This window comes from Ruegeria sp. HKCCD4884 (assembly GCF_013110855.1).
In the GTDB taxonomy this organism is placed as follows: Bacteria; Pseudomonadota; Alphaproteobacteria; order Rhodobacterales; family Rhodobacteraceae; genus Ruegeria.
The window spans coordinates 1-13,644 of record NZ_WVRJ01000026.1 but is presented as its reverse complement, the minus strand read 5'-3'; the positions used below and the strand labels follow the sequence as shown (position 1 = coordinate 13,644).

The window sequence follows — 13,644 nt, the reverse complement described above, 5'->3', positions numbered from 1 at the left end:
GTCTCTCCGATGTGTCACCGCCGCTTCCGCAGCGTCCCAGCGCCTCAGCAGCGCCGGTGAAGGGGGTTCTAAGGTTTACTCCCAAAACCCGCAACCCAAAAAAACAAAAATCCAAAAGTTTTTTGAAACCACACAAATAATAAAACAAAATCAAAAGGTTAGTCGATAATAAAGACAGAAGATAGGGCGTCGAAAAGCCATTTCCCTTCCACCCACCCCCTCTGAACCGACTCGGACAAATGTGGTCACCACAACATATTGAGCAACAGTGGCGTCGCGACACAAGTCGGCGCGACTCAAACCCGTTAATCGAGTCGGGGATTCCATCAAATTCTGAACCTTTTTTGACCAAAGGAATCGAAAACCGATCTGGGCGAAACTGAAGACACACATACGTCTCTTTCGTATCCCGCAAGACACCACCAAGACCCGCCTTGCACATCTTATTCTGATGGGGTCTGGTTCCCCTACTACTTAGTCGGCACAAACGCGGGATCGGTATGGCGCGTCATCTTCAGTTTCCTTTGGTCAGAACCGTTGGATTTGACGGAGCGCTCGTAACTTTTGCGGACAGCATGTCCGAAGACGCAAACCGCGCAGCTCTGGCCTTTCGATCTGAATTGGATCGTCTAAATTGGGATGAGGTCACGGAGTCATCCGCGTCCCTGGGTTCTGCTTTTGTGCGTTTCGACACGCAGAGTATTTCGCATAAGCAGATGCTGGACAGGCTTCAGCGTCTTGTTGGCCAAAAAGACTGGTACAATACGCAGCTTCCTACGGGCCGCAAACTGTGGCGTGTCCCGACAGTGTATGGAACAGATCTGGCGCCGCAACTGAACGATGCCGCAGCCGCCGCAGGGTTGACACCGGAAGAGGCAACACGTCGCCTGGGTCAATCACGGGTACGGGTTCTGACAATCGGGTTCGCGCCCGGGCAACCTTACCTTGGGCCATTGGGGCCCGAGTTCAACATTCCCCGGCTACAAAACCTGACCCCCATGGTGCCTGAAGGCGCATTGGTTCTGGCCATCTCGCAATTTGTCCTGTTTTCAGGCCCAACACCAACCGGGTGGCGGCATGTCGGGCAAACTGCCTTTCGATGCTTTCGCCCGGAGATGTCCGAGACCTTCCCCCTTAGCCCCGGAGACGAATTGGTGTTCGAACCTGTATCTCGCGAAGAGTTAGAGCATATCCGCGCGAACAATGCAGACGGCAGCGGCGGTGCTACCTGCGAGGAAATCGCGCCATGAGCCTGACTGTCCGTCGGATCGGCCCCTCATGCACAATACAAGATCAGGGGCGCATCGGGTATCTGGATCAGGGTTTGTCCCGCTCTGGCGCTGCCGACATATTCGCCTTGCATGAAGGGGCTGCGTTGCTGGGGCAGAGCCCGGACCTTGCGGCGCTGGAAATGGCCGGGATGGGAGGCGAATTCGAAGCCGCGCAAGATATGCACATCGCTTTGACCGGTGCACCAATGCAGGCGACCGTTGATGGTAGCCCTGTAGCCTGGAATGCGTCGCATCATTTGGCCGCCGGGCAAAGACTGGTCATCGGGGCCGCTGTGAAAGGGAATTACGGCTATCTTCATTTAGGGGGTGGAATAGAGTCCGAGGTTTTTCTGGGATCGCGCGCGGCACATTTAACGGCGCGGATCGGTCAGGCAATACAACAAGGCGACAGGCTGACCTGTGGCCCTCATGCGGGTAAGAGCGGGTTGAAACTGCATCCCGCTGATCGGTTTTCAGGTGGCACGTTGCGTGTGGTGGCCAGCTTTCAAACACCGCTGTTCGATCAGGCGACGCTGGATCGGTTTGCTGCGACCACATTCCGACGCGGTGCGCGCGCAAACCGGATGGGGATGCAAGTGGACAGTGACGGCGAAGGGTTCGCTGCATCAGGCCAGTTGAACATATTGTCCGAGGTGATCACCCCAGGCGATATTCAAATGACCGGCACAGGTGATCCGTTCATTCTGTTGCCAGAGTGCCAGACCACTGGGGGTTATCCTCGTATCGCAACCGTTTTGCCCTGCGATATGCCCTGTGCGGCACAGACACCTGCGGGCGGTTCCATCCATTTCGAATTTGTCAGCATGGAAGAGGCCAACGCGTTGCACACAGCCTTCCTGTCAGATCTTGCGCACCTGCCTTCGCGGGTTGAACCTCTGGTCCGTGACCCGCATGACATACCGGACCTGTTGTCCTACCAATTGATCGGCGGAGTGATCTCTGCCACCGATTAAGGAGATATGCCAATGCCAAGCGTCGATCTGAACGCTGATATGGGGGAAAGCTTTGGCCCCTGGAAGATGGGCGATGACGAAAGCTTGTTGAAAATCATCACCTCTGCCAACATCGCCTGTGGGATTCACGCAGGCGACCCGGATGTGATGGCTGCGACAATGCAATTGGCAGCTGAGAACAATGTGGGCATTGGTGCGCATCCCGGCTTTCCCGATCTACAGGGCTTTGGTCGCCGGAACATGAAAGTGCCCCATGACGCGTTGCGCAATCTGGTCCGGTATCAACTGGGTGCCGCGAAAGGCATGGCAAAGGCGGTCGGCACAAAAGTTCGGCATCTCAAGCTGCACGGCGCGTTGGCCAATATGTGCTCGGTCGATTTTGATATGGCGCGGGCCTGCTATCAGGGCGCTTTGGATGTGGACCCCGACATTATCGTCATGGTGCTTGCCGTCACAAAGCAGGAAGCCGCCGTGCGCGAACTTGGCTGCAAATGGGTGGGCGAGATCTTTGCCGACCGCGCCTACAATGACGATGGCACCTTGGTCGACCGCAGCCTGCCCGGTGCCGTGATCCATGACGCTGATGTGGCCGGCCCACGCATTCTGAACATGGTCCGCGAAGGCGCGATCATAACGGAAAGCGGCAAACGGCTAGAGACCTCCATCGACACGATTTGTCTGCATGGGGACGGACCAACTGCGGTTCAGATCGCCCGTTCCGTGAGGGAAAGCCTGATCAGCGGCGGCGTCGAGGTGACAAAGTTCGTCCGGTAATCTTACATACCTTTAGTGCTGCGTTGTCATGAAAAAAGGGCTGTGGAGAACCACAGCCCAGACCCAACAGGAGAGTATTTGCCGGACCTTATGATGGTCCGATCATGAAACAGGTCACATTGCGGGCCTGCAATCGGCGACACGCCAGATCGGCCTGCTCGCGGGTCATGCCCTGAAAAGTTGCGTCAAACCCGCGCGAGCTTTGGTTCACCTTGCGCAGCGTGCCCTCCAGCGTCGTCATTTCTGACAAAGCGGTTTTCAGCAGCACCTTCTCGGCCTCATACCGTGTGGTGTAACGCCCCACATTGACGCCCCACAGATGCCCACCCGACGAAGAAAGCCGGGTGACAACTTCCTGCTCGGGCTCGGGTTGCTTCGCCGTTTCGGTTGAGGCCAGCACCAGATCGGACGGGCGTTGCGCCGGGCGTGTACCCGTTGCTTGTTCAGGCGAGGTGGTCGACGCGATATCTGCCTGGGCGATTGCCGCTGCGATACCGTTGGTGATCCGGTCGCGATTCTGATCTGCTGTCGCCGCCACTGCATTTGCAACCTGAGTCGAAGCGCTTGGGCGCACAACCGGACGCAGGCTGGTTTTGGGTGGCCCGCTCAGGCGTGCGACCTGTGTGCCCAATCCTGCATTCCCCGCATAAGCCGGGCGTGCCGGTTTGCGAATGGGTGCACGCGACGGGGCACGACGGAAACCCAGATCCAAAAGCTCGGCCACTTTGGCATTGCGCGATGCGCCCGACTTTCCACCAAAGACGGTCGCGATGATCCGTTCATTCTTGCGCTTGGCTGACGCCACTAGGTTGAACCCAGCAGCGCGCGTATACCCGGTTTTGATGCCATCTGCCCCTTTGTACGCAGCCAGTAGGCGACGGTTGGTATTTGGTACAGTCTTGACCCCGGCATGTGTCGATTGACGCGAGAACAGGTTATAATACTGCGGGTAATCATACAGCAGGTGCCGTCCCAGCGTGGTCATGTCACGTGCGGTGGACAAATGCCCCGACTCGGTCAGACCATGCGCGTTCTTGAAAGTGGTACGGCTCATCCCCATGGCCTTCGCGGTGCGGGTCATACGGCGGGCAAAAGCTGCCTCGGACCCGCTGATAGCGATACCGATAGCGGTTGCCGCGTCATTGGCTGATTTCACAGCAGACGCTCGGATCAGATACCGGAAGGCAATCGTCTGTCCCGTTCGCAGGCCCAGCTTGGATGGAGGTTCTGCCGCAGCTTTCTTGGTGATCCGCACAGGGGTATCCAGCGTGATCTCACCGTTTCGCACCGCTTCGAACGCAATATAAAGCGTCATCATCTTGGTCAGCGATGCCGGATGCAGCCGCGTATCGGCATTGCGCGAATGCAAAACCTCACCGGTGCGTGCGTCAATAACCATTGCCGCGTAGGGTGCCGCCATGGGCTTGAGCGGCGCAAACGCCAGCGCACATAGCATCGCTATAAGGAATAAGCCCATTCGGGCCGGAACTGTCCGCCGAATCTGCACGATCTTTGCCTCTGTCTGCCTCGCGCCGCCGGGTTTTCCCGGTCGGCAAAATATATTTTATTGCAATCAAGGCTAACACAGGGGGGGCACAAAAGAAACTGAAAGCTGCGCTTTTCGCGATTTCGTCATATGCGCCACAAAGCGCTATATGTAGATTAAGCAATCGCGAAGACCCACCAAATACGCGATTGTGGCATCGCTTTGCCGGAGCACAACAAGGTTTTTCCGGGACTGCGGCCAAAAGGCAACATCACCTCAAACTGCACACCAGATCGGCCAAGTCGCCCAAATCGCGCAGCTCGCGGAATCGCGGGCTGTCAACCGGGGCTTCAGCGTGCTCAACCTCCCACACCAGACCGTGTGGCACATAAACCCCCCAGCATCCGGCCTGAATCGGGGCCACCACATCCGAGCGCATGGAATTGCCAACCATCATCGCAGACGCCGGACCATCCCCGTGGGATTCGAAAATCGTCTGATAAGTTTCTGCGGTCTTTTCCGACACAATCTCGACCCCATCGAACAAATCGCCCAGCCCGGATTGGGCCAGTTTACGCTCTTGATCGATCAGGTCGCCTTTGGTGATGAGTATGACCCGGTACGCGTCGGACACGCTCTCAATCGCATCACGGGCATGCGGCAACAGCTCGATCGGATGTGCCAGCATCTCTTGCCCGGCATCGATCAATTGCCGAATAGCCGAGGCCGGAACACGATCTTCTGTCACTTCGATGGCGGTTTCGATCATCGACAGAACGAATCCCTTTATCCCGTACCCATAGTGACGAATGTTGCGTTTTTCCGCGGCCAGAAGACGCTCCATCAGGTGATCGCGGTCAGCGTGATCCGCCAGCAATTCAGCAAAATGGGCCTGCGTCAGCTGGAAAAACCGTTCGTTGTGCCAAAGGGTATCATCTGCATCAAACCCGATTGTCGTCAGTTTTTCCGTCATCTTAATTACGTCCGCTTGCTCTTTTCACCGGCCATGCCCACGTTATATAAGCGCCAAGATAAACCCCAAGCCTGAATCGGACAGTTACACACGATGCTGGAAAAGACCTGGATGATGTCTGACACACCGGACGACGACGGAGACGCGTCAGTCCTGCTGCAGACGCGCCCAAAAACCAAGCGTCCGCCCCTGTACAAGGTGCTGTTGCTGAACGACGATTACACGCCGATGGAATTTGTCGTGCACGTGCTGGAGCGTTTTTTTGGCATGACCCACGCCCAGGCGTTCGAAATCATGCTAACCGTTCACAAAAAAGGCGTGGCCGTTGTCGGCGTCTTCAGCCATGAGATTGCCGAGACCAAAGTTGGCCAGGTGATGGATTTTGCCCGCAGGCACCAGCACCCGCTGCAATGCACCATGGAACGCGAAGAATAAGGCGCCCCGCCTATCGCGCCCATTCCTTACTCTGCCGGAATTGCCCATGTCCCCTCGCCTGGAACTTGCATTGCAAAACGGCTTGTCGCTGTCGCAACCGCTGACTGTGATCGGCCCTGCGCCAGACCACAACCTGTCAGCGCTCCCCGCTGACGCGCAGGTGGTGCAACCGTTCAAACCTTTTCACGATCATTTTGCGGCGCAAGGCTTTGACACGGTGCCCGAAGCGGACGCACCCTGTAAGGACGCTATCGTGTTTTTGCCACGTGCCAAGGCGCTGGCGCGCGCGATGATCCAGCGGGCGTGTTCACGGGCTGCTGGGGTTGTCGTTGTTGATGGCGCCAAGACCGATGGCGTGGACAGCATATTGAAAGATGTGCGCAAGCGGGTTGATGTCGAGGGCCCCCTGTCCAAAGCACATGGCAAGATTTTCTGGTTTCAGGCTGATGCTTCTGCTTTCGAAGACTGGGCCGCGCCTGTGGCGCAGATGGTCGGCGGTTTTCATACAGCACCGGGGGTGTTTTCGGCAGATGGGATCGACCCGGCCTCGGCCATGTTGTTGAAGTCGCTGCCTTCCAAACTGGGCGCTCGCGTGGCTGATCTGGGCGCGGGTTGGGGTTTTTTGTCCGCAGACGTATTGAAGCGCGATGACGTCAAGTCTTTGCATCTGGTAGAGGCGGATCAGACCGCTCTGACATGCGCGCGCAAAAACGCTCCTGATCAAAGGGCTCGGTTTTATTGGGCAGATGCCGTCACTTGGACTGCGCCCGAAACCATCGATACCGTCGTCATGAACCCCCCGTTTCACACCTCGCGCAACGCGGACCCGACTCTGGGTCAGGGGTTCATCGTCTCTGCCGCACGCAATCTAACCCGCAACGGAACCCTTTGGATGGTGGCCAATCGCCACCTGCCCTACGAGACCACGCTGAACGAACATTTCGCTCAGGTCACTGAAATTGCCGGAGACAACCGGTTCAAGGTGCTTCAGGCCTCTCGCCCTCGGCGTTAAGGCTCGCTAACCTGCCCCCAATTCAGGAGGATTCGGATGTCCTTTTCCATCGCTGGCAAGACAGCAATCGTAACAGGCGGAGCCAATGGCATCGGGCTGGCTATCGGACGCCATTTCGCGGATGCAGGTGCAAATGTCATGTTCGCCGACATGGACGAAAAACGCCTGGTCGATGAATTGGGCGAACAGGCTGAAGACGGAAACATCCGCTATTTTGCGGGCGATCTGCGTGAAAAATTGACCATAGCAAATCTGCTATCGGCCACTTTGGATGCTTTTGATCAGGTTGACATCCTGATCAATGGAGCGCGGCAAGTGATCCCTTCGGACCCCTTGGACCCTGATGACGATTCGGTGCGCACCCTGCTGAACCAGAACCTGATGCCAGCCCTGCGGCTGAGCCAATTGGTTGCGAAACGCATGATCAAACAGGCGGACGGGGACGAGGAAAACCTTGCCGGGTCGATCATCAACCTTTCGTCCATCGCAGCCCGCCGAACACATCCCGACCTGATGGCCTATTCCGTGTCGACTGCGGCGTTGGATCAAATGACCCGATCTCTTGCAGTTGCGCTTGCACCGAACCGTATAAGGGTCAACTCGATCGCATTGGGTTCGGTCATGAGCGCATCGCTACAATCGACCCTCAAGGAAAACCGGGACTTCCGCGACGATATCGAAAAGCACACGCCGCTGGCCCGTATCGCTTCGGCAACAGAGCTGACCGAAACCGCGCAGTTTCTGGCATCCGATGCAGCCGGTTTCATTACAGGCCAGATCCTGACAATCGACGGCGGGCGCACATTGCTTGACCCCGTAGCCGCCCCAGCCCACTAAGACACATGTTCGACACAGAAAAATCCACTGCCTCCGCCTGGTTCCGACAACTGCGCGACGACATTGTCTCTGCGTTTGAAGCCCTTGAAGACAGCCACGACACTGGACCGTTTTCCGATGCAAAACCCGGTCGGTTCGAGGTCAAAGAAACCAAGCGCCAGTCTGAGGATGGCTCGGATGCAGGGGGCGGGTTGATGTCTGTGATGCGTGGCGGTCGCGTGTTCGAGAAAGTTGGCGTCAACATCTCAACCGTCTACGGCACATTGGGTGAACGCGCGCAGCACGCAATGGCGGCGCGCAAGGGCATCCCCGGCATGACCGAGGATCCCCGCTTCTGGGCCTCGGGGATCAGCCTGGTGGCACATATGCAAAACCCTCATGTCCCTGCGGTGCACATGAACACACGCATGTTCTGGACCCCACACGCCTGGTGGTTCGGTGGCGGATCGGACCTGAACCCCTGCATTGAATATGATGATGACACACGCCATTTCCACGCCACCCAAAAGTCCCATCTGGATCCGCATGGCGTTGCGCATTATCCGCGCCTGAAAGACTGGGCAGACAAGTATTTCTATGTTCCTCACCGCAAGCGTGCACGAGGCGTGGGTGGAATTTTCATGGATGACTACTGCACCGGTAACTGGCAGGCCGACTTTGCCCTGACCCAGGACATCGGTCGGGCCTTCCTGCCTGCCTTCCTGCCATTGGTCGAAAAACGGCGGGTTCAGGGATTTTCGGACGCGGACAAGGATACACAACTCGTGCATCGCGGCCTTTATGCCGAATACAACCTGGTCTACGACCGTGGCACTAAATTCGGACTGGAAACCGGACATGACCCGGATGCAGTTCTGATGAGCCTGCCGCCGATGGCGAAATGGGTCTGACGCTCAGAACGTATCCATAATGAAGTTGTCGTAGCAATAGTTCTGTGCTGACGACGCCGACATGTTTTCCCCGACCCGGCTAACCGTAATCGAATAACCCGGATTGGTATCAGCACCCGGAGGTGGGGTCAGCGAAAACTGCACGGTTCTGACGCCCCTCTCGTAAGCGCGCCAAATGTAGATACGCTGCGAATTTGGCACGCCCAGTGTACGAATCGCAAAGTCACCAATCCCGCACCAGTAAGTTACGGGTGCCGACGATCCAAGAGCCTTGACCTCATAGACCCCATCCGGAAGCGCTGTAATCTCGGTTCGAAATTGTGGCCGGATGTCCAGCCCGAAGCCTACCGCGTCGGCCATTGCGGGCATCAAAGCAAGCGCAGTTGGGGCGAAAATCCTTACAAATTGCATAACTTGAATATCCCGAGAATTGATCATGAGTATTTTGAACATAGCGGCAGCAGTCTTTGAGTAAAGTGGTGCAAACCTGCCTCGACGGTGACTGGGTGGCGCAAGGAAATTTTTCTACCCTTATTGCGCAGAGACGGTACAATAGACCTAAGTTTATGGTTTTAATCATATAATGGCGATCCTGTGAGCAAGAGCTTTCCAAAGGACTGGTTCGATTTCCCGCCCGAGAAATACGCTGACCTTGGCGCGATGTTCTATCTGGCGGGACTTACAAAAACACATCAGAAACGCACCCTTGCACAGGTGCTGTATGCGTTCGAGACGCCGTTCCGCCTTGGTCAGTATCACATCTTCCGGCAAAACGGATTTCCCCGTGGCTTTGTCACCTTTGCCGGGCTCAGCCCCGAGGCCGAGTACCGCTATGCAGTGCAGGAAAAACCCTTGAAGGAAGCTGATTTTACCGGTGGGCCTTCCTTTTGGATCGTTGATCTGGTCGCCCCTTTTGGACAGACTAGCCAGATTGTTGATATCCTCAAGCAAGAGATCCCTCATCCGCGTGTGCGGACAAACCGGATGGACAGCGACATGACGCGAAACCGGATTGTCGAGTGGACTCGGGATCAGGCAGGCGAAGTTCATATGCGCCTGTATCGGAAACGAGAGTTTGAACAGGTGTTGCAGCAGGGCGAAGAATAGGTGGTCTCGGTTACAATCACAGGCGAATTGACCGGCGACGTGACCGGATCCCCACCTAACGTGGCGATGGGGCAACCGACGCTGGACAATGGCACGTTTACACCCACAACCCAGACCTGGACCATTGCAACGCCACCCGCCAACGGCACCGCCTCGATCGACCCGAATACAGGCGAGTGGACCTATACGGTAGACCCAGCCTTTTTTGACAGCCTGGACAACGCGCAGGTCGTTTTCGATACCTTCTTTATCAGCGTTACGGGCACCACGCAGATTGGGCCGTTCACTGTGCCGTTTGCCAACGATCCGGACCCGGTAGCGGTCACGATCAGGATCGAAGGTGTGTGCTTTGCCGCCGGTACGTTGATCGAGACCGAGGACGGCCCACAGGCCATTGAAACACTGCGCGTGGGCCACAAGGTGGCAACCGCAGATCACGGACTGCAACCTATTCGCTGGATTGAAAGCAGCGTGCTTGCGCCCGAACGATTATGCGCTGAACCTGCAATGCAGCCGGTTCGAATCTCGGCAGGAAGTCTAGGGCCGAACATACCGTGCCGGGACCTTCTGGTTTCGCAACAACACCGCATTCTGGTGAAAGGGCCAAAGGTGGATTTGCTGTTTGGTGCTGCCGAGGCGCTGGTGGCTGCAAAACATTTATGCGGCTGGCCGGGCATTTTTGTGGATGCCTCGGTGGAGGCGGTAGAGTACCTGCATATCTTGTTGGATCGGCACGAAATTCTGAATGCGGAAGGGGCGCAAGCTGAAAGCCTGTTTCTGGGGGAAGAAGCGCTTTACACTCTGTCCTCCGACGCGCTTCGGGAACTCGCTGCAATCTTTCCGGACCAGCCAGCCTCGGGTCACACCGGATTTGGCCGCGCCGCGCGTTTGATCCTGCGCGAACATGAGGCGCGCGCGCTTGCCTGAATTTACTGGCCCGCCCCGATACGCCCGCCAACATCCTGCGGCGCCAAGGCAACCGTCTTGATCACCGCGTGACATGGGCTGCCCACCTGCAAGTTTAGCGCCGCAACTGATCGACGTGTGACGCGTGCCAGAACACTACCTGCCGGGGTTGTGACGGAAACAATTGCACCAGGCCCCTCACCCGACCGGATCGAGGCCACCGAACCGCTGAGCACGTTCAACGCAGACAATCCCTCGGGCTTTTGGTTAGACAAGATCACCTCTTGCGCCGGGATACGGATGCGCAATTGCGCCCCGACGTCATGCGCAATGCGCGGCAGGAACAATCGTGCGCCGTTGGCATTCAACTCTGTCAGCCCGTCAGCGTGGTGCTGCGCGACCTGAACTTCCAAAACGGCCCCAACTGCGCGCACCCCTGCGGGGGCCACCGAAGGATCGGCTAAAACCTCGGAAGCGGGCCCATGACGCACGGCTTTTCCGTCTTGAAGCGCAACAACCGAGGTCGCCAGACGCGCGACCTCAGCCGCCGAGTGGGTTACATAGAGAATTGGAACCGACACCTCGTCCCTGAGACGTTCGAAATACGGCAGAATTTCCGCTTTCCGCGCTTCGTCCAGCGCAGCCAGAGGCTCGTCCGCAAGAATAAGGCGGGGACTTGCCAGTAGCGCCCGCCCGATAGCCACGCGTTGTTTCTCGCCCCCAGACAACCCGGCTGGACGGCGATCCAGCAGGTGGCCAATGCCCAGCATAGCAATGACCTTCTCAGGATCTTCCCGCTGCGCCCTTTTCGGAGCAAACCAGCGACCGTAAGCCAGATTTTGCCGTACGGTCAGATGAGGGAATAGCCGCCCTTCCTGAAAGATATACCCTAACCGCCGACGGTGTGGCGGCAGCCATTGTCCCCGATCTGTGTCGAACAAAACCCAATCCTCGACTGCCACGCGACCCGCCTCGGGCCGCAGCAGCCCGGCCACTGCATTGACGATTGTCGTCTTGCCCGACCCCGACCGCCCAAATAAGACAGTCACGCCGGGCGGTGCCTCAAAGCGGACATCCAGATCGAGATCCGGCAAATGATGTTGCAACCGAACGGAAAGGCTCATGACCCGGCCACCCGTGCAGCAGCGCGCCGTCCGACGTATTCTGACAAAAGAAGCGCGCTCATCGCGATAACGATTGAGATAAGGACCAGTCGCGTTGCAGCCGCCTCGCCGCCCGGCACCTGCAGGAATGCATAGACTGCAGACGGAAGCGTTTGGGTCTGTCCGGGGATGTTAGACACAAACGTGATGGTGGCCCCGAATTCGCCCATTGCCTTGGCAAAAGCCAGAATTGCACCGGCAATGACCCCCGGCAGGATCATCGGCAAGGTCACTGTCAGAAACACCATCGGGCGTGACGCCCCCAACGTTGCACCGGCCTGTTCCAGTTTTGGATCCACCGCCTCAATCGACAACCGTATGGCCCGCACCATCAACGGGAAGGCCATGATCCCGGCGGCCAGCGCAGCCCCGGTCCAGCGAAACGCGACTACGATCCCGAACTCTGCCAGAACACGCCCAAGCGGTCCTTGAATGCCAAATGTCAGCAACAACAGATACCCCGTGACGACAGGTGGCAGGATCAGGGGCAAATGCACCAGACCATTCAACACCTGACGGCCGGGAAACCGCCAGCGGGCCAGCGCGTAGGCTACGAATATGCCAAACGGCAATGTCGCCAGCGTCGCCCAGAACGACACGCGCAGAGACAGCTTTAACGCTTCAACTTCGGCAGGGCCCAACCAGTCCACGAGGATCACCCGCCCGGCAGGGAAAACCCCTGCTCCTGAAAAACGGACAACGCCGCATCGCTGCGTAGATGGTCCAGAAAGGCCTGTGCTCCACCCTGCGCAGATGACGTGACGGCCGCAGGATAAATGATCTCAGGATGCAGGTCGTCGGGAATCGTCGCCAAAACACTGACCCGTGTTTCCACCCGTGCATCTGATCGATACACAATTCCCAAGGGCGCAGCCCCTGCCGCCACAAGTGCCAGAGCTGCGCGCACATTGTCGGTCTGCGCCACATGGTCCTGTAATGCGTCCCATTGATTCAGGCTTTGCAACGCGGCTTTGCCGTAGATACCTGCTGGCACGGCATCAACCAGGGCCATAGCCAGAAAACCGCCGTTCAATTCGGCCTTTAGGTCGTGACCAGGTTGGATCTCTCCCCAACTTTCTCGACCTGTCGCACCAATCACAACCAGACCATTGCCCAGCAAATCCACCCGCGAATTCGCCCGGATCAAACCGTCCTGCTCCAGTATGTCCATCCAGTCAGGATTCGCCGAGATGAACACGTCCGCAGGCGCGCCCTGTTGAATTTGGCGCGCCAGTACCGACGATGCCGCGTAAGAAACCGTGACACGGTGCCCCGTTTCCGTTTCATAGTTTTCAGCAATCTCGTCCAGCGCTGTCTTCAGACTCGCCGCTGCAAAAACCAAAACACCTTCCGCCCCGGCGCGGACTGGCGCCAACGCCAATACACCTAAGACCAGTGCCACCATCCAGAAACGGCGGGTGAAGGTTAGGGTCATGTACACTCCCGACCGGAAAATTGCAGTCCCTTCGGGAATATCGGAGGGCGCAGGCCCCGCGCAAGCGCATTTGAGAAATTACCGAGATCGATGCCGCTGCGTTGCAGAAAGTCCAAAAGGGTCAAGGCGTCGATTAGGCATAACCATCATCACACCGCGAATACTCAGAGTTGCGGCAGCACGGGATTATTCAGTGTACGGTACTCCAGACGGACAGGGCAACACGGATCGGCCAAAGAATAGAATTCAAGAAAATCACTCAGACCCTCTTGCACCCGCCCGCAGGCTTGGCTACATGCAGCGTCACGGGTGATTAGCTCAGTTGGTAGAGCGCTTCGTTTACACCGAAGATGTCGGGAGTTCGAGTCTCTCATCACCCAC

General features: G+C 57.4%; 15 protein-coding genes and 1 tRNA gene. 10 read left to right on the top strand and 6 right to left on the bottom strand.

Going from position 1 to position 13,644, the window contains the following annotated elements:
• Window positions 1-500 precede the first annotated feature (500 nt).
• From GS636_RS22510 to GS636_RS22500, 3 genes are read left to right on the top strand one after another with little or no spacing between them, the layout of a single operon-like run.
• Complete coding sequence (locus GS636_RS22510) at window positions 501-1,250, top strand: allophanate hydrolase subunit 1 (protein ID WP_171672906.1); 750 nt, start codon at window positions 501-503, stop codon at window positions 1,248-1,250.
• Window positions 1,247-2,245 carry a biotin-dependent carboxyltransferase family protein gene (locus tag GS636_RS22505; RefSeq protein WP_171672904.1) on the top strand — a complete coding sequence of 333 codons (999 nt, stop codon included), beginning with the start codon at window positions 1,247-1,249 and terminating at the stop codon, window positions 2,243-2,245. The genes GS636_RS22510 and GS636_RS22505 overlap by 4 nt, the downstream gene beginning before the upstream one ends.
• 12 nt (window positions 2,246-2,257) lie before the next feature.
• Window positions 2,258-3,019, top strand: coding sequence for a LamB/YcsF family protein (locus GS636_RS22500; RefSeq protein ID WP_171672902.1), 762 nt, complete (start codon window positions 2,258-2,260; stop codon window positions 3,017-3,019).
• 88 nt (window positions 3,020-3,107) lie between these two features.
• Here the strand turns inward: GS636_RS22500 and GS636_RS22495 are convergent, their stop codons facing one another.
• On the bottom strand, window positions 3,108-4,496 hold the full coding sequence (locus GS636_RS22495) for a D-alanyl-D-alanine carboxypeptidase family protein (protein ID WP_171672899.1): 1,389 nt from the start codon (window positions 4,494-4,496) through the stop codon (window positions 3,108-3,110).
• 280 nt (window positions 4,497-4,776) lie between these two features.
• Window positions 4,777-5,478, bottom strand: coding sequence for an HAD family hydrolase (locus GS636_RS22490; protein ID WP_171672896.1), 702 nt, complete (start codon window positions 5,476-5,478; stop codon window positions 4,777-4,779).
• A gap of 93 nt (window positions 5,479-5,571) precedes the next feature.
• Here GS636_RS22490 and clpS point away from each other — a divergent pair, with 93 nt between their 5' ends.
• Genes clpS through hemF form a run of 4 tightly spaced genes read left to right on the top strand, consistent with a single transcriptional unit; the run spans window position 5,572 to window position 8,652 of the window.
• Window positions 5,572-5,913 carry an ATP-dependent Clp protease adapter ClpS gene (gene clpS, locus GS636_RS22485; RefSeq protein WP_171093379.1) on the top strand — a complete coding sequence of 114 codons (342 nt, stop codon included), beginning with the start codon at window positions 5,572-5,574 and terminating at the stop codon, window positions 5,911-5,913.
• Between the two features lie 46 nt (window positions 5,914-5,959).
• A complete protein-coding gene (locus GS636_RS22480; protein ID WP_171672894.1) occupies window positions 5,960-6,925 on the top strand; it encodes a class I SAM-dependent methyltransferase in 966 nt (321 codons plus the stop codon).
• Window positions 6,926-6,961: 36 nt separating this feature from the next.
• The gene (locus tag GS636_RS22475) at window positions 6,962-7,762 is read left to right on the top strand and encodes an SDR family NAD(P)-dependent oxidoreductase (RefSeq protein ID WP_171184216.1); all 801 of its coding nucleotides are present in this window, start codon (window positions 6,962-6,964) and stop codon (window positions 7,760-7,762) included.
• 5 nt (window positions 7,763-7,767) lie between these two features.
• Complete coding sequence (gene hemF, locus GS636_RS22470; protein WP_171672891.1) at window positions 7,768-8,652, top strand: oxygen-dependent coproporphyrinogen oxidase; 885 nt, start codon at window positions 7,768-7,770, stop codon at window positions 8,650-8,652.
• Window positions 8,653-8,655: 3 nt separating this feature from the next.
• Here hemF and GS636_RS22465 read toward each other — a convergent pair whose 3' ends face one another.
• Window positions 8,656-9,012: a hypothetical protein gene (locus tag GS636_RS22465; RefSeq protein ID WP_253762985.1), complete on the bottom strand. Its 357-nt coding sequence runs from the start codon at window positions 9,010-9,012 to the stop codon at window positions 8,656-8,658.
• A gap of 234 nt (window positions 9,013-9,246) precedes the next feature.
• Here GS636_RS22465 and GS636_RS22460 point away from each other — a divergent pair, with 234 nt between their 5' ends.
• Window positions 9,247-9,759, top strand: a complete 513-nt coding sequence (locus tag GS636_RS22460) for a toxin-activating lysine-acyltransferase (RefSeq protein WP_171672886.1) — start codon at window positions 9,247-9,249, stop codon at window positions 9,757-9,759.
• Window positions 9,760-10,686, top strand: a complete 927-nt coding sequence (locus GS636_RS22455) for a Hint domain-containing protein (protein WP_371808768.1) — start codon at window positions 9,760-9,762, stop codon at window positions 10,684-10,686. It begins immediately after the preceding gene.
• Between the two features lie 2 nt (window positions 10,687-10,688).
• Here GS636_RS22455 and modC read toward each other — a convergent pair whose 3' ends face one another.
• From modC to modA, 3 genes are read right to left on the bottom strand one after another with little or no spacing between them, the layout of a single operon-like run.
• Window positions 10,689-11,789: a molybdenum ABC transporter ATP-binding protein gene (gene modC, locus GS636_RS22450; protein WP_171672883.1), complete on the bottom strand. Its 1,101-nt coding sequence runs from the start codon at window positions 11,787-11,789 to the stop codon at window positions 10,689-10,691.
• The gene (modB, locus tag GS636_RS22445; RefSeq protein ID WP_171672880.1) at window positions 11,786-12,478 is read right to left on the bottom strand and encodes a molybdate ABC transporter permease subunit; all 693 of its coding nucleotides are present in this window, start codon (window positions 12,476-12,478) and stop codon (window positions 11,786-11,788) included. Before modB ends, modC begins: the two co-directional genes overlap by 4 nt.
• Before the next feature lie 5 nt (window positions 12,479-12,483).
• Window positions 12,484-13,263 carry a molybdate ABC transporter substrate-binding protein gene (gene modA, locus GS636_RS22440; RefSeq protein WP_253762983.1) on the bottom strand — a complete coding sequence of 260 codons (780 nt, stop codon included), beginning with the start codon at window positions 13,261-13,263 and terminating at the stop codon, window positions 12,484-12,486.
• Window positions 13,264-13,570: 307 nt separating this feature from the next.
• Here modA and GS636_RS22435 point away from each other — a divergent pair.
• Window positions 13,571-13,643: transfer RNA gene (locus tag GS636_RS22435), tRNA-Val, on the top strand.
• Window position 13,644: the final 1 nt, after the last annotated feature.